Origin of the sequence: Prochlorococcus marinus XMU1412 (assembly GCF_017696315.1) — a bacterium.
Taxonomy (GTDB): Bacteria; Cyanobacteriota; Cyanobacteriia; order PCC-6307; family Cyanobiaceae; genus Prochlorococcus_A; species Prochlorococcus_A marinus_AF.
In genome coordinates this window covers 1-20,556 of record NZ_JAAORJ010000002.1, presented here as the reverse complement: position 1 = coordinate 20,556, position 20,556 = coordinate 1, and the positions used below count along the sequence as shown (strand labels likewise).

The following is a 20,556-nucleotide window of genomic DNA, read 5'->3' as shown; positions in this document are numbered from 1 at the left end:
AAATTCAATATTTACTATAAATATTAAACTTAATTAAATACTTTTGCCTCATTTAGAAATGTAATGTCAGAAATGTATTCAAAATAATCTTTTAATAGATTAAAAACTATTTAATAAATTTCAATTTTTCTTTATAAAATGCCTAATTTATGTAAAGGTCCAGAGCCTGAAATAAGTTCAATAAAAAGCACAAGAAAAATAATCATTGCGACCCTTCCGTTCCAAACTTCTGAACTATTATTCCAACCCCATTGCCACTTCTCTTGAGGATAAAGTTTAACTTTTTCAGGCAACTGTGAAGCCTCTTCTAAATTAACAAGAGGGCCTTCCAAGCAGGAAATCACTAGATCACTAAGGCCATCAATAAAAGTAGGATGAGTATTTAAAGCCTTAACTCTCCGAAAGTTTTTAATACCAGCCTTTTCAGCAATTTCTTTATATTCAATATCAATTTCTTGCAATGTTTCGATATGCTCTCCAACGAAACTTATAGGAACCACAATCAGATCATTAACATTTGACCTTCCAAGATCAGCTAACACTTCTTCTGTATAAGGCTTCAACCATTCCACAGGACCAACTCTACTTTGATAAGAAAGGGTATGAGGGTTACTATGCCCTAAACATTTTTCCAACTCATTAATGATTAATAAAGAACAATCTTCAATTTGTTGTTTGTAAGGGTCTCCAGCTTCCTCTACGTAACTCTTAGGAACTCCATGTGCAGTGAAAAAAATATGGGCTTTTGAAGGTGATTCACAAAGTGAAATTTGTTCAGAAATTAATTCAACCATAGACTTTAAGTAACCTTCTTGACTAAACCAACTCCTTACACATCTCATTGGAACCTTCTTAAATTCATCATCAGAATCTCGCAATTTTTTTAATTCCCTAAAGCTCGAACCACTTGTACTTATCGAAAAATGTGGATACAAGGGTATTACAACTACTTGATCTATGCCATCTGCTTTCATATCAGCAATTGCTGATTCGGTGAAAGGATGCCAATACCTCATAGCGATGTAGGTAGTAGCGTTAAATCCCTTGTTCCTTAATTTAGATTGTAATTCTCTTGCTTGTTGTTCGGTTATCCTTCTGATAGGTGAACCTCCACCTATAGAAAGGTAAGCCTGTTGTGAAGTGGTACTCCTAAGCGTGCTAATTAACCAAGCTAGGGGCTTTTGAAAAACAGGGAAAGGGGTCCTGATAATTTCTGGATCAGAAAAAAGATTGTATAAGAATGGGCCTACATCAGTAATGCGTTCAGGCCCTCCTAAATTCATTAGTAAGACGCCTATTTTATCCATTTAAAATTTATGAAGATTGAAAATCAACATTAAAAACGTCATTATATGGTCAATTATATAAGTAAATGAACGTAATTCAGGAAATTAATAATGTCAATGATAAATTTGCTACTCAAGGCAGCAAGCTTAAAATTGAGAAAAGAGGAGATAAATTAAATATTCGTGGTTCACTACCCACTAAAGAAGATAACAATAACTTTAAAATCCAAAGAATATCTCTTGGTTTAAAGGCTGATATTTCTGGATTAGAAGAGGCCCAAAAAAAATTACAATTAATCAATTTGCAATTAGAATTGAATCAATTTGATTGGATTAATTGGATAGGCAAGCCTTATAAAAAGGAAATAAAAGATGGGTTTGAATTTCCAAAAAGATTAAATCAATTTGAGGAATTTTTTTTTAAAGAAAATAAAAGTGATTTTAGAACCAGCACTAGAAAAACTACTTGGAGAAGTTCTTACAAACCATATATGAAAAGAATCCTAAATATCTATAATGATTATGAGAATGAAGCTCTAGAAAGAATATTTCAAAAAACTCTTGAAAGTTATAAGGAAGGTAGCAGAAGTAGGAAACAATGCGCTACTTCTTTAAGTGTATTGGCTAAGTTTTTGGACATTAAACTACCAGAAGATTGGAAATTAAATTCTAGAGGATATGGTCTGAACAAAGCAGGATTTAGAGATTTACCAAAAGACGAATTAATAGAGAAAATGTGGGAGAAGATCCCAAACAAGTCTTGGAAATTTGTTTTTGGTCTAATGGCTACATATGGATTAAGGAATCATGAAGTATTTTTTTGTGATTTAAGTTCTCTTACTAATTTTGGGGACAAAATTATTAGAGTTTTACCTACGACTAAAACTGGGGAACATCAAGTTTGGCCATTTCATCCTGAATGGGTTGAAAAGTTCGAATTATCAAAACTTGGTGAAAATCCAGAACTTCTACCAAATATTAATAGAGACCTTAAAATTACAACCTTACAGAATATCGGAAAAAAAATTACAGACCAGTTTAAGCGTTACTCTTTACAAATAAAACCTTATGATCTAAGGCATGCTTGGGCAGTAAGAACAATTTTTTATGATTTACCTGATACTGTGGCCGCCAGAATGATGGGACACTCTGTTAGTTTGCATACTCAAACTTATCACCACTGGATTACTAAAAGAGATCAACAACAGGCAGTAAATAATGCACTTTTAAAAGTTAAAAGAGCTAAAAATATTTAAAGATTTATAATTATAAAAATAAAAATTAAGGTCATATGCAAGAAAAACCCTTATCTTCCGAGAAAATATTTAACCTCGATAATCAAGCAAATAAACTTGGAATGGGAGGAAAATTATCTCCGGATAGCGATGAAAGCTTATATAAAAAAAGAATGCAGCAAAGAAAAGATATTCAAGCCGAAAGACTACAAATTAGAAAAACAAAAAAAGGATTATTGATTGTTTTTACAGGAAATGGCAAGGGCAAGACAACTGCATCTTTAGGTATGGCTTTAAGGGCGATAGGGCATGGCTATAAAGTAGCAATAATTCAATTTATCAAAGGAGGCTGGACCACCGGAGAAGAAAAAGCACTTAAAAACTTGTCTTCAAACATATCTTGGCATTCATTAGGAGAGGGATTTACTTGGGAAACACAAGACAGAATAAGAGATGAAAAATTAGTTCAAGGGGCTTGGAAACTAGCCAAAAAATATATACAAAACGAATCTTATAAACTTATAATTCTTGATGAAATTAATATTGCGACAAAACTTGGTTATCTTGCACCCGAAGAAATAATCACTTTTTTAAAAAGCTTAAATAATAGAAAAAATCATATTGTTTTAACTGGAAGGGGAGCATCTAATTCCATTATCAATTACGCTGATCTAGTTACAGAAATGAAACTAATAAGACATCCTTTTAAAGAGCAAGGAATAAAAGCACAAAAGTGCGTTGAGTACTAATTAAACAAATGTTTATTTGATTTCTTCAGGCAGGTTTAGAAATGTTTAAAGACGCAAGCAATATCTGAACAAAAAATAAATTTGGTACGTTTACTTGCTAAGGTCTTAAAAGTACGATTATTGAATGACTTACAAAAGAGTTCTCTTAAAACTTAGTGGTGAAGCACTCATGGGTGAAAAACCTTATGGTATTGATCCTGCCATAGTTCAGTCAATTGCAGAAGACGTTTCAAAAGTAGTCGAAAATAATGTACAACTTGCAATAGTTGTTGGTGGTGGAAACATTTTTAGGGGGCTTAAAGGGTCTGCAGATGGCATGGATAGAGCAACAGCTGATTATGTTGGGATGCTCGCAACAGTGATGAATGCTATTTCACTTCAAGATGGTTTAGAAAGAGTAGGTGTTGCAACCAGAGTTCAAACTGCAATAGAAATGCAGGAAATTGCAGAACCTTATATAAGAAGAAGAGCTATGAGACACCTTGAAAAAGGTAGAGTTGTAGTTTTCGGAGGTGGATGCGGAAATCCATTTTTCACAACTGACACAACAGCAGCCTTGAGGGCAGCGGAGATAAATGCTGAAGTTGTCATGAAGGCTACCAAAGTTGATGGAGTATATAATTGTGATCCTAATAAGTTTAAAGATGCAAAAAAATATTCCTCTCTTAGTTATCAACAAGTTCTTAGTGATGAAATCACAGTAATGGACAGTACTGCGATTGCACTTTGCAAAGATAATAATATCCCAATTATGGTTTTTGATATATTCAAAAAAGGAAATATTTCAAAAGCTGTTGCTGGTGAGCCAATAGGCTCTTTAATTAGTTAAAGATCATTTAATTTTTTTAATTATGAAAGAAAAAGAAATTCAAGAAAATATGAATAAAACTGTTGAAGCCACGCAAAGAAACTTTAATACAATTAGGACAGGCAGAGCTAATGCCTCATTGTTGGACAGGGTGAGTGTTGAGTACTACGGAGCAGAAACACCAATCAAATCACTTGCCACAATAAGCACTGTTGATTCACAAACTATTTCAATACAACCGTTTGATATTTCATGTTTACAAGCAATAGAGAAATCTATTTCTATGAGTGATTTAGGTATTACTCCAAATAATGATGGTAAATTGATAAGAATAAATGTTCCTCCTTTAACAGAAGAGAGAAGAAAAGAATTTTGTAAATTAGCCTCTAAATATGCAGAGGAAGGGAAAGTAGCTTTGAGAAATATTAGAAGAGATGCTGTTGATAAAGAAAAAAAAGAAGAAAAAGATGGACTTATTTCTATTGACGAATCTCGAGATAATCAATCTGAGATTCAAAAAATCACTGATAAATATATAGCTTTAATAGAAACTAAATTGTCTGAGAAAGAGAAGGAAATTCTAAAAGTTTGATAGGATTTGACGTTGTAATAATTGGTGGTGGTTTATCAGGATCTTCCACTGCTCTAAATCTATCAAAGAAAGGATATTCAGTTTTAATTATTGAAAAAGAAAAATTCCAAGATTACAAACCATGTGCAGGTGGGATGGCATCTGCAATGCAAAGATTTCTTCCTTTAAATATAGAAGATTGCATAGAATCAAAAATTAAGAATGTTGAATTCAGATGGAAGGCTGCAGATAATGTTACTGCTGATCTGACTGGTGAATCCCCATTTTGGATTGTTAAAAGAGAAAAACTAGATCAATTATTGCTTGATGCATCCTTGAGTAATGGAGCTCAGATAATGAGACCATTATTGATAGAAAAAATTATAAAAAAAAATGATAAATGGGAAATTACTTGCAATAACAAAATAAAATATATTACAGAATTTCTTGTAATAGCAGATGGGTCCCAATCGAAATGGGCAGGTTATTTCAATTTAGGGCCAAGAAAGCCCAAATTTGCCAACACAATCTCATTAAGATTGAAAGGATTAGGTGAAATACCTAGAGATGCAGTTAGATTTGAGTTTGGATTTATAAAATATGGTTTTGCATGGGCATTCCCCCTAAGAGAAAGCTTAAATATTGGTCTAGGTACTTTTATAAATAATGGTCTCCTAGAAAATCAAGCTATAAATAAACAAGTAATCAGAAGCTTCGGTTTCGATGATTTTCCTCATAAAACAATTAGTAAGAAACTGAGAATATGGAATGGCTTCCATGCAATTAATGGTGACAAAGTTTTAGCGGTTGGAGATGCAGCATCTCTATGTGATCCATTTTTAGCTGAAGGAATTAGACCATCTTTAATTAGCAGTTTTTATGCTGCAGAATATATAGATCAGTGCCTATCAGGAAAAGTAGATGATTTAAATATTTATACGAAAAAAATTAACAACATTTGGGGAAAATCAATGGCTTGGGGGAAGAGAATAGCCCAAGTATTTTATAGATTTCCTAGAACTGGTTACCAACTAGGTGTCAAAAGAAAAACAGCACCTAAACGTATTGCTCAAATATTATCAGGAGAAATGAATTATGAAGATATTGCAAAAAGAGTTATCAGAAGACTTTTAACAAAAAGTGGGGGTTAAATTCTTTTTTTTTCAATTAAAACTTAAATTTAGTTAGCAGAAATTAATTTATGATTTTTAATTTCAGAATATCTCTTAAGTAGCAGTTCTTCCAATTCTTCTATAGCCTTACTGAATCCAGTGATACCTTCACTAAGCTTTTCACTTGCCATTTGATCTTCTAACATGCTTAATCTGAAATCTTTTTCTTCAAATTGGTAGTCAATAGAATTATTTATTGGGGAACTTACATCTAATTTTCTAACTAACTCTCCTTTTTCTTTTTTCAATTCCTCAAGAAATTTTGGTGCGATTGTTAAAAGATCACAACCTGCTAATTCTTTTATTTCATCAAGATTTCTAAAACTTGCTCCCATTACTTCTGTCTTTAATCCCTTTTCTTTAAAATACTTATATATTTGCGTAACCGAAATAACACCAGGGTCTTCAGCACCAACAAAACTAGTTTTACCAGTTTTTGCCTTATACCAATCCAATATACGGCCAACGAACGGAGAAATAAGGGTTATCTTTGCATTGGCACAAGTTACCGCTTGGCAGAAGTTAAAAAGTAAAGTTAAGTTGCATTTAATGCCCTCTTTTTCCAAAATTTCAGCTGCCTTAATTCCCTCCCAAGTTGCAGCAATCTTAATCAAAATTCTTTCCTTTTCAATTCCAAAATTCTTATAAAGATTGATCAATTTTCTCGCTTTTTCTACCGTAGCTTCGGTGTCAAAGCTCAGTCTTGCATCAACTTCTGTAGATACGCGCCCTGAAATAATTTTCAATATTTCTTTTCCAAAAAATACTGAAACTTGATCAACAGTTTCTTTGATTAATTCAATTTCAGAGAATCCTTTGGGCAACGCATTTTCTGAACTTTCTAAAGCTTTATCAATTAATTTCACATAATCAGGATTCTTGGCAGCAGCAAGAATTAGCGATGGATTGGTGGTGGCATCCCTTGGTTGAAACTTTTTTATCGAATCTAAATCTCCAGTATCAGCAACAACAACGGTCATTGCGGACAATTGTTCTAAAATTGATTTCATATCTAGATAATCATATATATACATAAACTAGCTTTTATTCCTGATGAAATCATCAGATAATGAACTAAATATTTATAAAAATGGAAAATTTTAGGGTTTTTTAACAATCATTCCATGATCTTTGATATTAGGAGGTATTTTTTCAATTACTATCAAACTCTCGATAATTTCTTTCACAACTGGCACAGCAACAGTTGAACCATATGCATATGATTTAGATGGCTCATCAACGACTACAAGGACAGCGTATTTTGGATCATTAACTGGTAAGGTCGCGACAAAACTACAAACTTTTTTGCTTGTATACGAACCATTTAAGGCTTTTTGAGAAGTGCCCGTTTTCCCAGCAATCCTATAACCCTCGATTTTTACTCCAGATCCACTACCTTTATCAACTACGCTCTCCATCCATTCAAGAACAGTTTGAGAAACCTCTTTTGAAAAAAGTTGTTTTTTTGGATTTTTATTAAATCTTTCCTTGAAAGTTGAGGTTACATGAGGAGTCACTTCAAAACCCCCATTTGCCAGAGCCGCATGAAGTTGAAGCAATTTAAGTGGCGAGATTGAGAACCCTTTACCAAAAGAAGTTACTGCAGGCTCAATTGATTGATTTACAAACAAATCTTTTCTCTTAAGTTGGCCAGCAGTTGATTCGAATAAGTCAGTCTCTAAATTTTTATTTATACCTAAATTTTTTAGCCAATCCCAATAAATTGTGGGGTCTAAATTTTGCATTATTTTTACCATCCCAACGTTACTTGAAACCTGCAAAACTTTTGGATAGTCAATATATCCATTACCTTTTTTGTCCCAATTATAAAGTGTCCATCCTCCAACATTAATTTTTCCAATATCTTCAACTACTCCATCTTTCTGGATTACTTTTTCTTCTAAAGCTAAGGCAAGATTAATAGGTTTAAAAGTAGAACCAGGCTCAAATAAGTCTTGAGAGTACCAGCCCCTAAAAAGTTCAGAATCATACTGCCAAAATTTATTTGGATCGTACGACGGGACTGAAACTAAGGAGAGAATCTGACCATTATTAACGTCCATAACAATTGCAAATCCCTTCTTTGCATTCCATTTGCTTACTTGCTTTGATAATGCATTGAATGACGCTTTCTGTAATTTTGAATCTATAGTTAGGCCTAATTTTTTGTAATCAGAAATAAAATCACCAGGGGCTGAATTATCCGGAAGAGGAGTTCCATCTCCTCCTATTTTTATAAAATTACTCTTATTAAAAACTTTAATTTGATTATCTAAATGAAGCTCTAAACCCGCTGAAGCTATATTCTCATCATTAACAAAACCGACAAGATTAGAGTAAATCGCCCCTTGTGGATAATATCTCTGCGAATATTTAAACAAATCAAGTCCGCTTATTTGAAGGTTTTTAATCTTTTCTGCCTTTTCTTCGGAAATTTTATCCAAAAGCTTTATGCCACTGATTTTATTATTAAATTTACTCAAGAGTATTTCACCATTTATATCCAAGATGGGCGACAATTTTTCAGTAACTTCTTCAATACTGCGAACTCTGTTAATTGAATCACCAGGAAAATTAAAATATTTTGGATGGGCCCATAATTTATAGAGCGGTTTATCGTAAGCAATTAGTCTATTATTTCTATCAACAATCGCTCTCCTTTTTTTTAAGGCGTTAGTTTTAGAAGACTGTATTAATCTTGCTTTCCTTTGCAAATCAGAGGAATTAAAGACTTGCAATTGAACTAACCTACCAAACAAACAAAATATTAATAGTAAGCTAAAAATATAGAGAAATTTAAATCTTCTTTGATCCAGTGGTTTTAGACGAACAATTTTTTTGTATTTTTTCATCAATATCCCCTTTGATATTTGCTATCTAGAAAACCTTCAATGAAACTACTTAAATTTTTCTTAAATAAACTTTCTTTTTTTTCTGGAAGTTTATCTAGATAGATTAAATCTTTAGGTTTAGTTTTTGTATAAGTATTAATAGACTCAAGTTCACTAATATAAAATTCCTCAATTTTGGAAATATAATCAATGAGATTATTATTGATAGCTCTTGTTTTAGATAAGTTTTTATATGTATTTGACCATTTTCTTTGACTATTAAAAGACAAGAACAACAAGGTGAAAATTAATACCAAAAGAGATATATTAATGGTGTCGAAAATTTGATGTATTAATTTGACATTAAATATATATATTTTTTCAGAGTTTTTTTTACTTTCATATGAAACTTTTTTTTTTAAATTAAGTTGATTCCCATAAGGTTTCATCTATGATTTATTTTTTAAATAAAAGAAGTGTTATTAATTAAATAAACATCTTTTTGTTTGATTCGCAAGTAAAAATTAAATATTTTATGTCCTCAATAGGAACAAATTTAAGAAAGTCAATCCATTCCATAAAGAATGCATAATCACTGAGGAAAACAAACTCCCCGAAGCAATTCTTGTAATTGCTAATCCAATCCCTAGAACAAATAATGGCGGCATTTCTCCCAAACTTAAATGGGCTAATGCAAAGATAAAAGCTGAAACTATGATGCCCGAAATTACTCCAAAATCTCTTGAAAGAGTTGGCAGTAAAATACCGCGAAATATAATCTCTTCAAATAGAGGAGCTAATAGAGTTGTTGTTACAAATAATAGAAAAAATGATGCGTAATTATTATTATTAAGAACAATTTCCAGCAAGGGGTTACTACCATTCTGATTATCGATCAAACTATTCATAATAAGAGAGATCAATAAAACAAAAGGAACAATTGTTAACCAACCTTTAATTCCCTGAATAATTGCATATTTTATTGGCAAGAAATTGAACTGTAAATAATCCTTTTTAAAAGTAAATTCACCATTCAAGGATTTAATTTGATAAAAAACTATCCATAATGGCGGAATAGCCATAAAAAGATATCCAAAGAAAATTTTTAAAGATTGAGATAATTCATTAGAGATATTTTTAGAAAAAAGTTCAACCAAACTGATAGAAAATAAAGGGGATACCACTTCTCCTAAAACAACAAATCCACCTGCAATTAATAAAACCATATCTATTAATTCTAAATCTAAGGATTTAATTTCTTTCCAACCAAACTTTTTCAAAGATATGGTTTTCCATAATATTTTTAAAGCCAGAATAGAGCCAATAAATATTGTTAAAAGTGGAATTAGTCTTATGGCTAATATTTTAAAAAACATTTTTCTTGAAAATGATTTTGTTATTAATGCACTATCGTCAAAATCAAATTTCCTGCTTAAAAGATGATATAAAAATCTATCACCTTTAAATAAATCAAATTTATCAGAATTAGCTTGATATGAATTATTATTAGATTTCTTTTCTATCTCATCAATCAGAAATTTAAAGTTTTTATCTTTAAAATCTTTGGATATATTTTTATAAATTAAAGAATCATTTGATTCTGAAGTGATTATTCGAATTAATTTATTTCTTTCTGTCAGCTCTTCAAATGAGACATCAGAGAGTGATTTATTTATTTGATCAACAGGGTCATTAATTATAAAAAATTTTTTAAGATTTACATTTATTGATTGGACAGATAATTCAGCAATTTCTTGCTCTTTTTGACTAATATCAAATGAAACAGATGGTCTATCTAAACTGTCTCTTAAGCCTTGTTGCCATACAAAAAAAGTTATGACGATAGAAATAAAAGCTAAAGTGAGTTTTGACTTAGAACTATTTTTAAAGATCATAACTTATTATATTCTTGAAAACTATAGTTAGTTATCATTGAATTTCCTTATATTTATGTATCTATTTTAATCACGCCATGAGATGATTAAATTATCTTAATTTTCAAATTTATATAATGGCTATAAGATTAGTTTTAGTTAGGCACGGACTAAGCAGCTTCAATGCAAAAGGATTAATTCAAGGAAGAACAGACGATTCATTATTAACCGATGAAGGATACGAACAAGCCCGAAAAGCAGGAAAAGCATTATCAAAAATAAACTTCGATAAAATCTATTCCTCCCCACTTGTGAGAGCGGCGGAGACTGCAAAAACAATTAAAAAGACCTTCAATAAAGAACAAAATATTATATTCGACGATAATTTGCTAGAGGTAGATCTTAGTGAATGGTCTGGTCTAAAAATTGATGAAATAAAAAAGAAATTTCCAGAAATTTACCCTATATGGAAAAATGATCCAGAAAATCTTATCTTAAAAAGAAATGGCAATAAAACTTATAAACCAATTCAAGAGTTATTTTTTCAAGCAACAGATTTTGTAAAAGATATTTTAAAACTTTATCAAGACAAAGATGATATAAATATTTTAGTTGTTGGACATAATGCAATTCTAAGATGTTTAATACTCTTGTTATTAGGAAAGCCTAAGCAAGGTTTTAGAAAAATAAGATTAGAAAATGCTTCTTTCTCGATACTCAATATTTCAAAGAAAGATAACTCTTTTAAGACTCAAATTGAATGCTTAAATCAAACTTCCCATCTTAATAAAAATATTCCAAATAAAATTGGAGATTCCAGAATATTTCTAATAAGACATGGTGAAACTAACTGGAACAAAGAAGGAAGATTTCAAGGCCAAATTGATATCCCTTTAAATGAAAACGGAAAAGATCAAGCTAAAAAGACTTTTGAATATTTGAGAAATATTTCTTTCAATAAGGCATTTTCAAGTTCAATGCATAGGCCTTATGAGACTGCACAAATAATCCTTCAAAATAACAAAGATTTAAAAATTGAGAAAATAGATTCACTCGTAGAAATCAGTCACGGATTATGGGAGGGTAAATTGGAAGCAGAAATTAGAGAAGAGTGGCCTGCTTTACTAAAAAATTGGCATGATAAACCTGAAGAAGTAATAATGCCCGAAGGTGAATCTATAAAAGATGTATCAGAAAGGTCCGTAGAAGCTTTTGACAAAATTTGTTTATCTCAAGAGGATAATGACCTAACCCTTTTGGTTGCTCATGATGCAGTCAATAAAACCCTAATTTGCAATATCCTTGGGATTAATTATTCAAATATTTGGATGATAAAACAAGGTAATGGTGGCATAACTATAATTGACCTCTTTAATGATCCCAATAAGCCCCCTGCGATTAGCGCTTTAAACATAACAACCCATCTAGGAGGAATAATTGATTCAACTGCTTCAGGAGCACTTTAAATTGAAACCCTTTTTAAAAAATTTTTTTAATGAAGTCAGTTTCAGAAAAAGGCTTTATTAATTGAAAAAGCCAACTTGATTAAGAGGCCAAAATCTAAAATATGCTTTACCAATTATCTCCTTTTTATGAAGAAATTTATTTCCAGGCCAATATCTACCATCCCAGCTATTTGACCTATTATCACCTAAAACTAAAAAATGATCTTCAGGAACTTTTATATTTTCAAATTTACCACAGTTATTAAAGAGGGGTGATGAGCACTTGTAAGAGACATAAGGTTCAGGAATTAATTTATTATTTATTATTAATTCACCCTTTCTGTTTACACTAACAATTTCCCCTGGCATTGCAACCACTCTTTTAATATACGCATCGCAAGCTTGATCCCTCAAGCCTGGAACAAACGACATCGGGGGGAAACTCATGAAAAAACAATATCTTTTTTTTGGGAGAGGCTTAGATCTTGATGAAATTAATTTTTCATCAAAGGAGTAAGGTGAGTTAAAAACAACAATATCTCCTCTTTTGGGTAAGGAGTTTCTTAGCGAAAATTTTTCAATAATTAGCCTATCGTTTATTTGTAATTCTGGGAGCATTGAACCAGAAGGTATATAACGTGGTTCTGCGAAAAAAGATCTACAAGAAGAAACAAAAAAAGTTAATAAAATTAGTAGACCCCATTCTTTTAAAAAACTTTTAATAGAAGCATGCATAAAATTAAAAAAGTTTTGATTTTTTAAACTTATATAAATTGATTGGAATATTCAATTTCGTTAAAACCTAATATTACTTTTTTACCTTCGTAAATCAAAAATGGTCTTTTTATTAATTTGCCATCACTTAAAAGAAGTTGAATAATTTCTTCCCTTGATAAACCATAAATATCAAGATTAAGAGTTTTAAAAGCTTTACCTCTTGTATTAAAAATCCGTCTCTTATCATCAGAGTATTGTTCTAAAGCTAGATTTAAATAATTAACAAGTGGCGGTTCTTTTACAATATCAATTAATTGGAATTCAAAATCTTTGCTTTCAAGCCACTTTGCAGCTTTTCTGCAAGTAGAGCATTTTAAATAACTATAAAAAATTATTTTTTTCAATTTAATTTACTAATTTTTGATTTCTTAAGCACTTTAAAGTTTTTCTTTTTTAGGGGTATACAACTTTTCAATAAATTTTGAACAACATCAAAATCCCTCCAACCGTCAATTTCAACTGTTCTTCCATCAAGTCCTTTACTTGTCCTAAAAAATTCAGCAACATCCTCAAGCTGATTAGGAGCAATTTGATTAATACTAACTATATTAGCTTGTCTAGGATTAGCCATAGGCACACATAAAAGTTTTCCATCATATGCCCCACAATCATGCATATCCAAAACTCCAATAGGTCTGGCTTTTATTAAACAACCAGCAAAAGTAGGTTCATCCATTATCACCATTGCATCAAGAGGAGCTCCATCATCAGCGAGGGTATTTGGGATAAACCCATAATCAAAAGGGTACCTAACTGAAGAATGCAAAACTCTGTCTAGGGCCATAATTCCTGCATCAGAGCAATATTCATATTTATTCCTACTCCCTGCAGGTATTTCAACAACAATATTTACTATTCCCTTCATTGGAGATGGAGGTATTGAGCTAAGGTCCATCTTTTTTAAAATCGTGATTATGAATTATCTCGTTTCCTTGAGATAAAGGTCTTCCAATTAAAATGCTTATTGAAGGTAAAAAGATTGTCAAACAGGCAAAAATAATACCTAAAGATGTTATTGATAGACTCCTTATACTTAAGGGGTCATCATCATCTCTTTCAAAATCACTTCGAGCAGAACCATGAGATGATTCTTCGCTTGATTTACTTTGAATAAATTGCTTTGATTTCGTGTAACTCAAGGACTCTGAATTGGAAAGATTTAGGAGATAATAGACATCATTATTTTACATTCAAAATGTCAATAAATCAAAACATTGATTAGTATTTTTTTAATTACTCTTTCTCTAGCAAAGACCTGATAGATTTAAGTTCGTCTAATATTTGTACCATTATATTTTGAGCCGCGGAGGAAGGTGTATTAAAGACCTCTACAGTAACCTCCTTAATTCTTAAAATATCCTTTGCAAATCTTGCAACTTCATTAGGATGAAACTTTAAAGGATCTTTTTGATCAGTTCTAAATTCGGGATTTAATTTTCTTGGATTAAAGCTAGGGTTTAGATTTCTTAAATCTGTATTTGTATACCTATAGACAGAAGCTCTTGATCTGTTAAGGAATTTTTGAACTTCATCAATACCTACTAATTCCTCTTCACTAGAGATATTGGAATCTATATTTTCCATAAACTTAAGAAAATGATTAAGTAGTAATGAACTTTTTAAAAAGTCTGAGCTTCATTACAGAAGAAGTTAGCAGAAAGAATATTCTTAGACTAGCCGCGTTGAGGGACTCAAGACACTTTAAATTATTTTTTCATCTTAATTGATAAAATTAAATATTATTAAGGATTTTTCTGTATGCGCGTGACAACCTCATTTCCTCTGGGGACACTTCGTGACACACCTTCTGAAGCTGAGATTATTTCACATCAATTACTCTTAAAAGCTGGGTATATTCGCAGAGTTAACAGCGGTATTTATGCATACATGCCACTAATGCTTAGAGTAATTGAAAAAATATCGGCAATAATAGATAAAGAACTTAATAGTATTGGTTGCACGAAATTACTATTACCCCAACTTCATCCTGCAGATTTATGGAAAAAAAGTGAAAGGTGGGAAGGATATACCGCAGGTGAAGGAATAATGTTTAATCTCAAAGATCGACAAGGTAAGGAATTTGGTTTAGCACCAACTCACGAAGAGGTAATCACGAGTATTGCATCAGAGACCATCAACTCCTATAAGCAATTACCTCAATGTTTTTACCAAATTCAGACAAAATTTAGAGATGAAATAAGGCCAAGGTTTGGATTGATGAGAAGTAGAGAATTCATAATGAAAGATGGCTATTCTTTTCATTCTTCAGAAAACGATCTAGCTTCTTTCTATGAAAAGGTAGGCAATGCTTATGAAAATATTTTTAAATCTTGTGGACTGCAGACAGTAGGGGTTGAAGCTGATAGTGGAGCAATTGGCGGTGCTTCATCTAAAGAGTTTATGGTCACTGCTGATGCTGGGGAAGATTCCATTTTGTTCACTCAAAGTGGTTCTTATGCTGCCAATATCGAAAAAGCTGTTTCTCTACCCTCTCAACCTATTCCACTTAAAGATAATATTGCAGAGTGGTTGGAAACGCCTCATCAAAAAACAATCCTAGAAGTTTGTGATAATAACAATTTAGACCCAAGTCAGCTTATTAAAGTAGTCATATTCCTTGCACAGTTCGAAGGTGAATTTAATATCCCAATTCTTGCATGCATAAGAGGCGATCAACACATTAATGAAGTAAAGCTTTTTAACTTAATCAATAAACTTCATCACTTCAATCTCCTTAATCTTAAAAAGATTGAAGACAAAAATACTATCGAAAAAAACCTAGTTGATTTACCCTTAGGTTTTATAGGGCCAAATATAGATAATGAAACTATTAAAGCTAGTTCTAATTGGGAAAAAAAATGGACAAGAATAGTTGACCATTCTGCAAGTGACCTTTCAAAGTTTATAAGTGGTGGGAATAAAGTTAATTTCCATAAAGTTTTTCAAGAATTTTCTTTTGATTCGAAAGACTATCTAATTGGGGATATAAGGAATGCCAAAAAAGGAGATAAAATAAGTATTTATGATAATGAAGAACTTAAAGAAAAAAAAGGTATCGAGATTGGACATATTTTCCAACTAGGTCAAAAATATAGTGAAAAATTAAATGCAAAGTTCTCTGATAAGGACGGTCAGCTAAAAAATTTATGGATGGGTTGTTACGGAATAGGAGTGACAAGAATAGCTCAAGCCGCTATCGAACAGAATCATGATCAAAAAGGCATTTGTTGGCCTATCCAGATTTCTCCTTTTGAAGTTATTATTATCCCAACAAACCTAAAAGATCCTATTCAAAGTAATCTTACTGAGCATATCTATAACAACTTTTTAATTAATAAAATTGATGTCCTTCTCGATGATAGAAACGATAGAGCTGGAGTGAAATTTAAAGATGCGGAATTAATTGGAATTCCTTTTCAGATAATTATTGGCAGAGATTCTATTAATAAAGAAGTAGAACTTTTATGCAGAACAAATAATACTAAGCTTAAAATTAGTACTGATAAATTATTAGAAACATTTATTTCCGAATCTAAAATAATGTACAATAGAAAGTCTTGAGGCTAATTTTTTTTGGGAGCTAAGTTATGTTACTGAAATGGACATCAAAATTATTTTTTAAGAACCTTACCAAAGCTATATCTTTTGCAATATCCTTAATTGTTGTTTTTACACTATTTAGTTCCCCTTCCATAGCGGCAAAAACCGCTATGACAGGGGACTATACAAAGGATACAATTTCAGTTGTTAAAACATTACAAACAGCTGTCGATACTCCAAAAGATTCTCCAAATAAAGATGAAGTAAGAAGTGAAGCCCTTACACTCATAACTGACTATATTTCCAGATATAGGAATAGAGGGATGGTGAATAAAACGCAATCATTTACCACAATGCAAACAGCATTAAATGCTATGGCAGGTCATTACAAAAACTTTGCAAGTAGACCTTTACCAGATAAACTTAAAGAGCGTTTAACCAAAGAATTTTCTCTTGCTGAAAAAATGGTTCTAAGAGAAAGTTGATACAATTCATTTACTTTTTAAAAGTAAACCAAGATTTTTGAATATATTAAATATTCGCACAAAAATAATGCTCTTCTAAAATTGGCCAATGTTGTTGTAATCGGAGCCCAATGGGGCGACGAAGGAAAAGGTAAAATAACGGATTTACTTAGTCGTTCGGCAGATGTTGTCGTTCGCTATCAAGGGGGAGTAAATGCAGGTCATACTATAGTTGTTGATGATAAAGTCTTAAAATTACATTTAATTCCCTCAGGGATACTTTATAAAAATACTTCTTGTCTAATTGGTTCGGGAACTGTAGTAGATCCAAAAATCTTGCTTAAAGAAATTGACATGTTAATTGATAATGGAATTGATATCTCAGGATTAAAGATTTCATCAACATCACATGTAACAATGCCCTACCACCGAATATTAGATGAAGCGATGGAGGCTGATAGAGGTTCAAACAAAATAGGGACAACAGGTCGTGGGATTGGCCCAACTTATGCGGACAAGTCACAAAGAAATGGCATTAGGATAAGAGACTTGCTCAATAAGGAAAGGCTAAGTGATGTGATCGAAATTCCATTAAGAGAAAAAAACGGTCTACTAGAAAAAATCTATGGCATTAAACCACTTAAATTAGAAGATATTGTTGAAGAATATCTTGACTATGGGGAAAGATTATCAAAGCATGTTGTTGACTGTACGAGGACTATCCATGCAGCCTCAAAAAACAAGAAGAATATTCTTTTCGAAGGTGCTCAAGGGACTCTACTTGACTTAGATCATGGGACTTATCCTTTTGTTACCTCATCAAACCCTATATCAGGAGGGGCATGTATTGGAGCTGGAGTGGGTCCAACTTTAATTGATAGAGTCATAGGTGTCGCAAAAGCTTATACCACAAGAGTAGGTGAAGGGCCATTTCCAACTGAATTACAAGGAAGTATTAATGATCAACTCTGTGATAGAGGCAGTGAATTTGGAACCACTACTGGGAGAAGGAGAAGATGTGGGTGGTTTGATGGCGTTATTGGGAAATATGCTGTATCTGTAAATGGTCTTGATTGTTTAGCCGTTACGAAACTTGATGTGTTAGATGAATTAGATGAGATTCAAGTTTGCATTGCATATGATCTCGATGGAGAAGAAATAGACTACTTTCCTACAAATTCAGATGACTTAAAAAAATGTAAGCCAATCTTCAAAAAATTAAAAGGTTGGCAATGTTCAACTGCAGATTGCAGAAAACTATCTGATCTTCCAGAGAATGCCATGAATTATCTCAGATTTTTAGCTGAATTAATGGAGGTTCCAATTGCTATTGTCTCGTTGGGGGCGAATAGAGATCAAACTATAGTAATTGAAGACCCAATACATGGTCCTAAAAGAGCACTGCTAAGGTAATTTAGTTCCAAATTAATGAAGGAATCCTTTAGACATTTTGAACATAAAAAAGTTGATCTCATTGGTCTAGGCAACGCAATAGTAGATATTATTGTAAATATTGAAGATGAGTTTCTTGAGATAAATAATCTGGATAAAGGATCAATGAATCTAATTAATTCTGATGAATCTCAGAGATTGTTAGAAAATTGCAAAGTGATCAAACAAATTTCAGGTGGATCCTCAGCAAATACCGTTGTTTCTTTAGCAGAATTAGGCAATCATGTGCAGTTTATAGGAAGAGTGAAAAATGATCAATTTGGGAATTTCTTTTCTGACGATATAAAAAAAAGTAAAACTATATTTAATACTCCACCTACTATTGAAGGTGCTCCTACAGCTCATTCAATCATTTTGGTTACACCGGATGCACAAAGAACTATGTGCACTTACCTAGGAGCATCTGTAGAGTTTGAACCAAAAGACATTGACTTTACTGTAATTAAGGAAAGTAAATACTTATATTTAGAAGGATATTTATGGGACAGCGAATTAGCTAAAAAAGCTTTTATTAAAGCCGCCCAAATTGCAAAACAATCTAATACAAAAATAATTCTTTCTTTGTCTGATTCATTTTGTGTAGATAGACATCGTGAGAGTTTCTTGGAATTAATTTATGAATATGTAGATATTGTTTTTTGTAATGAATCCGAGGTGTTAAGTCTATTTAAAAATGATAAATTAGCAGGCTGCCAAGAAGACCTAGCTTCCTTATGTGAATTAGTCATAGTAACTCTTGGGAGCAATGGTTCTCAGATCGTTTACAAAAATAATGTTGAAATAATTGAGTCAATAACGAAGGGCAAGATTATTGATACTACAGGAGCGGGAGATATCTATGCGGGAGGATTTATCCATGGATTAATAAACAATTGTTCCCTCAAAAAATGCGGAGAGATAGCTTCAATTTGTGCGGGGCAAATAATTACGCAATTAGGATCTAGATCAGATATTGATCTTAAAGAGTTAATAAAATAGATTTAATCAAATAGTCTTATTCAACCAATCATAATATTTCATCTCAGCATGGTATTTTTTGTAAATAATTTGAGGGACATCATATGTGGAATTTTTATTTACGAAATCAATTAAACAATCTTTAAATTCTAGTTTACTTTTTATTGTGATTTCAAACTCTTTAGTATCTTCAATATCATCATCCCACTTATAAATTGAAAAAATTTGTTTTATCGAAACACAAGCTGCAAGTTTATTCTGTATTAGTAATTTAGCCATTCGCAAAGCATTTGCGTTACTTGATTCAGTTGTGATTATAACTAATACTTCCATAATGAATTAAACATCAATATTTTTTAATTATATGATTTATCAAATTGTGATATTGATCAAAAGTGTAAGAATAATCATTTTTAACTTTCGGCCTTTTAACCAAAAATAACTTCATCTTACTTCCAGAAACTATTCTCTCCCAGTTTTTCTGAGAATAACTTCCTGATTCTCTGCATAGAACATAATCTATCTCCCAAAAATCACAAAGTTTTTTTTCTAAAATGCTTTTATTATTTTTACTTGGTTCAAGTATCGCTATGTTTGAATTTTTAATACATGATCCAAAAGCTTTAGTTATACTCTCATAAACTGGAAGTACCCTTGTAAATACATTTGCTTTACAATTCATATAATAATTAGCTGTATCGTTAAGGAATCTTGATCCTATTGCAAGAAGAATATTCTTATTCTCAATATCAACATTATTTATATCCTTTAAATGATCAATATAAAAAAAATTATTAGTGTTTTTTATTAGAGATTTCCTTTCAAATAGTAAAAGAGGTATATTAATCTCTTTACATGCATTATTAAGATTTTTAGAAATTATTACGGCAAACGGATGAGTAGCATCGACAACGCATGTGATTTTATTTTTATTTATGAAATTAATTATTTGATCTTTATTATTTAATTTCCCCGTAATGATATGTAACTTTGGATTCTCAATATAAGCTTGCCCTGCTTTATAAGTTAAAACACTTGCAAAGACTGAATAATTAAGTTCAAGAAGCCTATTAGCTATTACAGGTCCATCCGAAGTTCCTGATAGGATCCAAACATTTTTATAGCAATTTCCTTGATTCTGCATCAGTATGTCTTTAATTAAATAGTAAGTAATGAATCATTGTTTAATTCAGGCGGTCATTAATAGCGCTCCCCAAATGAGGTATACCAAAGAAAACCAAACTCCAATTGCAGAAATGATTGTTAATTTTAAAGGATTACGTAGTGAAGATCCAACCAGAGATCTCAAGATTATAGGATGGGGAAATATTGCCCAAGAAATGGTAGATGAACTAAAGGAGGGGCAAAATATTGTTATTGAAGGACGTCTAAAGA

Annotated in this window: 23 protein-coding genes; 11 read left to right on the top strand and 12 right to left on the bottom strand. The window is 31.6% G+C overall.

What is annotated here, in order from left to right; all coding sequences use genetic code 11:
* Nucleotides 1-131: 131 nt before the first annotated feature.
* A complete protein-coding gene (gene hemH / locus HA152_RS02860) occupies nucleotides 132-1,307 on the bottom strand; it encodes a ferrochelatase (RefSeq protein WP_209133366.1) in 1,176 nt (391 codons plus the stop codon).
* Nucleotides 1,308-1,372: 65 nt separating this feature from the next.
* Between hemH and HA152_RS02855 the strand changes: the two genes are divergently transcribed.
* From HA152_RS02855 to HA152_RS02835, 5 genes are all read left to right on the top strand, one after another.
* Nucleotides 1,373-2,542 (top strand): site-specific integrase, encoded by a 1,170-nt coding sequence (locus HA152_RS02855; protein WP_209133357.1) that lies wholly within the window; start codon nucleotides 1,373-1,375, stop codon nucleotides 2,540-2,542.
* Between the two features lie 35 nt (nucleotides 2,543-2,577).
* On the top strand, nucleotides 2,578-3,270 hold the full coding sequence (gene cobO, locus HA152_RS02850) for a cob(I)yrinic acid a,c-diamide adenosyltransferase (RefSeq protein ID WP_209133355.1): 693 nt from the start codon (nucleotides 2,578-2,580) through the stop codon (nucleotides 3,268-3,270).
* 124 nt (nucleotides 3,271-3,394) lie between these two features.
* Nucleotides 3,395-4,099 (top strand): UMP kinase, encoded by a 705-nt coding sequence (gene pyrH, locus HA152_RS02845; RefSeq protein WP_209133353.1) that lies wholly within the window; start codon nucleotides 3,395-3,397, stop codon nucleotides 4,097-4,099.
* A 22-nt stretch (nucleotides 4,100-4,121) separates the two neighbouring features.
* On the top strand, nucleotides 4,122-4,670 hold the full coding sequence (gene frr / locus HA152_RS02840) for a ribosome recycling factor (RefSeq protein ID WP_209133351.1): 549 nt from the start codon (nucleotides 4,122-4,124) through the stop codon (nucleotides 4,668-4,670).
* Entirely contained in the window at nucleotides 4,667-5,800 is a 1,134-nt protein-coding gene (locus tag HA152_RS02835) for an NAD(P)/FAD-dependent oxidoreductase (RefSeq protein ID WP_209133349.1), read from the top strand. The genes frr and HA152_RS02835 overlap by 4 nt, the downstream gene beginning before the upstream one ends.
* Nucleotides 5,801-5,829: 29 nt before the next feature.
* On the opposite strand, the gene tal is transcribed toward HA152_RS02835, so the two are convergent.
* The 4 genes from tal to HA152_RS02815 form a co-directional block, all read right to left on the bottom strand.
* On the bottom strand, nucleotides 5,830-6,831 hold the full coding sequence (gene tal / locus HA152_RS02830) for a transaldolase (RefSeq protein WP_209133347.1): 1,002 nt from the start codon (nucleotides 6,829-6,831) through the stop codon (nucleotides 5,830-5,832).
* A 90-nt stretch (nucleotides 6,832-6,921) separates the two neighbouring features.
* Entirely contained in the window at nucleotides 6,922-8,673 is a 1,752-nt protein-coding gene (locus HA152_RS02825; protein WP_209133345.1) for a peptidoglycan D,D-transpeptidase FtsI family protein, read from the bottom strand.
* Nucleotides 8,673-9,101, bottom strand: a complete 429-nt coding sequence (locus tag HA152_RS02820; protein ID WP_209133343.1) for a hypothetical protein — start codon at nucleotides 9,099-9,101, stop codon at nucleotides 8,673-8,675. The genes HA152_RS02825 and HA152_RS02820 overlap by 1 nt, the downstream gene beginning before the upstream one ends.
* 84 nt (nucleotides 9,102-9,185) lie before the next feature.
* Complete coding sequence (locus HA152_RS02815; RefSeq protein ID WP_209133341.1) at nucleotides 9,186-10,547, bottom strand: CPBP family intramembrane glutamic endopeptidase; 1,362 nt, start codon at nucleotides 10,545-10,547, stop codon at nucleotides 9,186-9,188.
* A 116-nt stretch (nucleotides 10,548-10,663) separates the two neighbouring features.
* On the opposite strand from HA152_RS02815, the gene HA152_RS02810 reads away from it, so the two are divergent.
* A complete protein-coding gene (locus HA152_RS02810; RefSeq protein WP_209133339.1) occupies nucleotides 10,664-11,992 on the top strand; it encodes a histidine phosphatase family protein in 1,329 nt (442 codons plus the stop codon).
* Nucleotides 11,993-12,049: 57 nt separating this feature from the next.
* Here HA152_RS02810 and lepB read toward each other — a convergent pair whose 3' ends face one another.
* The 5 genes from lepB to HA152_RS02785 form a co-directional block, all read right to left on the bottom strand.
* Complete coding sequence (gene lepB / locus HA152_RS02805; protein WP_209133337.1) at nucleotides 12,050-12,706, bottom strand: signal peptidase I; 657 nt, start codon at nucleotides 12,704-12,706, stop codon at nucleotides 12,050-12,052.
* A gap of 29 nt (nucleotides 12,707-12,735) precedes the next feature.
* Nucleotides 12,736-13,092 (bottom strand): Spx/MgsR family RNA polymerase-binding regulatory protein, encoded by a 357-nt coding sequence (locus HA152_RS02800; protein ID WP_209133335.1) that lies wholly within the window; start codon nucleotides 13,090-13,092, stop codon nucleotides 12,736-12,738.
* Nucleotides 13,089-13,643 (bottom strand): inorganic diphosphatase, encoded by a 555-nt coding sequence (locus tag HA152_RS02795; protein ID WP_209133333.1) that lies wholly within the window; start codon nucleotides 13,641-13,643, stop codon nucleotides 13,089-13,091. Before HA152_RS02795 ends, HA152_RS02800 begins: the two co-directional genes overlap by 4 nt.
* The gene (locus HA152_RS02790) at nucleotides 13,633-13,887 is read right to left on the bottom strand and encodes a hypothetical protein (RefSeq protein WP_209133331.1); all 255 of its coding nucleotides are present in this window, start codon (nucleotides 13,885-13,887) and stop codon (nucleotides 13,633-13,635) included. The genes HA152_RS02795 and HA152_RS02790 overlap by 11 nt, the downstream gene beginning before the upstream one ends.
* A 94-nt stretch (nucleotides 13,888-13,981) precedes the next feature.
* Nucleotides 13,982-14,332 (bottom strand): resolvase, encoded by a 351-nt coding sequence (locus HA152_RS02785; protein ID WP_162482243.1) that lies wholly within the window; start codon nucleotides 14,330-14,332, stop codon nucleotides 13,982-13,984.
* A gap of 174 nt (nucleotides 14,333-14,506) precedes the next feature.
* Here HA152_RS02785 and HA152_RS02780 point away from each other — a divergent pair, with 174 nt between their 5' ends.
* From HA152_RS02780 to HA152_RS02765, 4 genes are all read left to right on the top strand, one after another.
* Nucleotides 14,507-16,309 carry a proline--tRNA ligase gene (locus HA152_RS02780; protein WP_209133329.1) on the top strand — a complete coding sequence of 601 codons (1,803 nt, stop codon included), beginning with the start codon at nucleotides 14,507-14,509 and terminating at the stop codon, nucleotides 16,307-16,309.
* Between the two features lie 26 nt (nucleotides 16,310-16,335).
* The gene (gene psb27 / locus HA152_RS02775) at nucleotides 16,336-16,773 is read left to right on the top strand and encodes a photosystem II protein Psb27 (protein WP_025926148.1); all 438 of its coding nucleotides are present in this window, start codon (nucleotides 16,336-16,338) and stop codon (nucleotides 16,771-16,773) included.
* Between the two features lie 81 nt (nucleotides 16,774-16,854).
* The gene (locus HA152_RS02770) at nucleotides 16,855-18,165 is read left to right on the top strand and encodes an adenylosuccinate synthase (RefSeq protein ID WP_025926147.1); all 1,311 of its coding nucleotides are present in this window, start codon (nucleotides 16,855-16,857) and stop codon (nucleotides 18,163-18,165) included.
* Nucleotides 18,166-18,180: 15 nt separating this feature from the next.
* Entirely contained in the window at nucleotides 18,181-19,182 is a 1,002-nt protein-coding gene (locus HA152_RS02765; RefSeq protein ID WP_209133327.1) for an adenosine kinase, read from the top strand.
* Between the two features lie 6 nt (nucleotides 19,183-19,188).
* Here the strand turns inward: HA152_RS02765 and cutA are convergent, their stop codons facing one another.
* A complete protein-coding gene (gene cutA, locus HA152_RS02760; RefSeq protein WP_209133325.1) occupies nucleotides 19,189-19,494 on the bottom strand; it encodes a divalent-cation tolerance protein CutA in 306 nt (101 codons plus the stop codon).
* Between the two features lie 13 nt (nucleotides 19,495-19,507).
* Nucleotides 19,508-20,305, bottom strand: a complete 798-nt coding sequence (gene cobK / locus HA152_RS02755; RefSeq protein ID WP_209133323.1) for a precorrin-6A reductase — start codon at nucleotides 20,303-20,305, stop codon at nucleotides 19,508-19,510.
* Between the two features lie 28 nt (nucleotides 20,306-20,333).
* On the opposite strand from cobK, the gene HA152_RS02750 reads away from it, so the two are divergent.
* A partial coding sequence (locus HA152_RS02750; protein ID WP_209133320.1) for a single-stranded DNA-binding protein occupies nucleotides 20,334-20,556 on the top strand: 223 nt, incomplete at its 3' end.

Coding starts and splice junctions, on each gene's coding strand:
- hemH (WP_209133366.1), bottom strand. CDS start 1,307: ATGGATAAAATAGGCGTCTTACTAATGAATTTAGGAGGGCCTGAACGC.
- HA152_RS02855 (WP_209133357.1), top strand. CDS start 1,373: ATGAACGTAATTCAGGAAATTAATAATGTCAATGATAAATTTGCTACT.
- HA152_RS02810 (WP_209133339.1), top strand. CDS start 10,664: ATGGCTATAAGATTAGTTTTAGTTAGGCACGGACTAAGCAGCTTCAAT.
- HA152_RS02815 (WP_209133341.1), bottom strand. CDS start 10,547: ATGATCTTTAAAAATAGTTCTAAGTCAAAACTCACTTTAGCTTTTATT.
- psb27 (WP_025926148.1), top strand. CDS start 16,336: ATGTTACTGAAATGGACATCAAAATTATTTTTTAAGAACCTTACCAAA.
- HA152_RS02825 (WP_209133345.1), bottom strand. CDS start 8,673: ATGAAAAAATACAAAAAAATTGTTCGTCTAAAACCACTGGATCAAAGA.
- HA152_RS02765 (WP_209133327.1), top strand. CDS start 18,181: ATGAAGGAATCCTTTAGACATTTTGAACATAAAAAAGTTGATCTCATT.
- pyrH (WP_209133353.1), top strand. CDS start 3,395: ATGACTTACAAAAGAGTTCTCTTAAAACTTAGTGGTGAAGCACTCATG.
- HA152_RS02785 (WP_162482243.1), bottom strand. CDS start 14,332: ATGGAAAATATAGATTCCAATATCTCTAGTGAAGAGGAATTAGTAGGT.
- cutA (WP_209133325.1), bottom strand. CDS start 19,494: ATGGAAGTATTAGTTATAATCACAACTGAATCAAGTAACGCAAATGCT.
- frr (WP_209133351.1), top strand. CDS start 4,122: ATGAAAGAAAAAGAAATTCAAGAAAATATGAATAAAACTGTTGAAGCC.
- HA152_RS02820 (WP_209133343.1), bottom strand. CDS start 9,101: ATGAAACCTTATGGGAATCAACTTAATTTAAAAAAAAAAGTTTCATAT.
- tal (WP_209133347.1), bottom strand. CDS start 6,831: ATGAAATCAATTTTAGAACAATTGTCCGCAATGACCGTTGTTGTTGCT.
- HA152_RS02780 (WP_209133329.1), top strand. CDS start 14,507: ATGCGCGTGACAACCTCATTTCCTCTGGGGACACTTCGTGACACACCT.
- HA152_RS02795 (WP_209133333.1), bottom strand. CDS start 13,643: ATGGACCTTAGCTCAATACCTCCATCTCCAATGAAGGGAATAGTAAAT.
- cobK (WP_209133323.1), bottom strand. CDS start 20,305: ATGCAGAATCAAGGAAATTGCTATAAAAATGTTTGGATCCTATCAGGA.
- cobO (WP_209133355.1), top strand. CDS start 2,578: ATGCAAGAAAAACCCTTATCTTCCGAGAAAATATTTAACCTCGATAAT.
- lepB (WP_209133337.1), bottom strand. CDS start 12,706: ATGCATGCTTCTATTAAAAGTTTTTTAAAAGAATGGGGTCTACTAATT.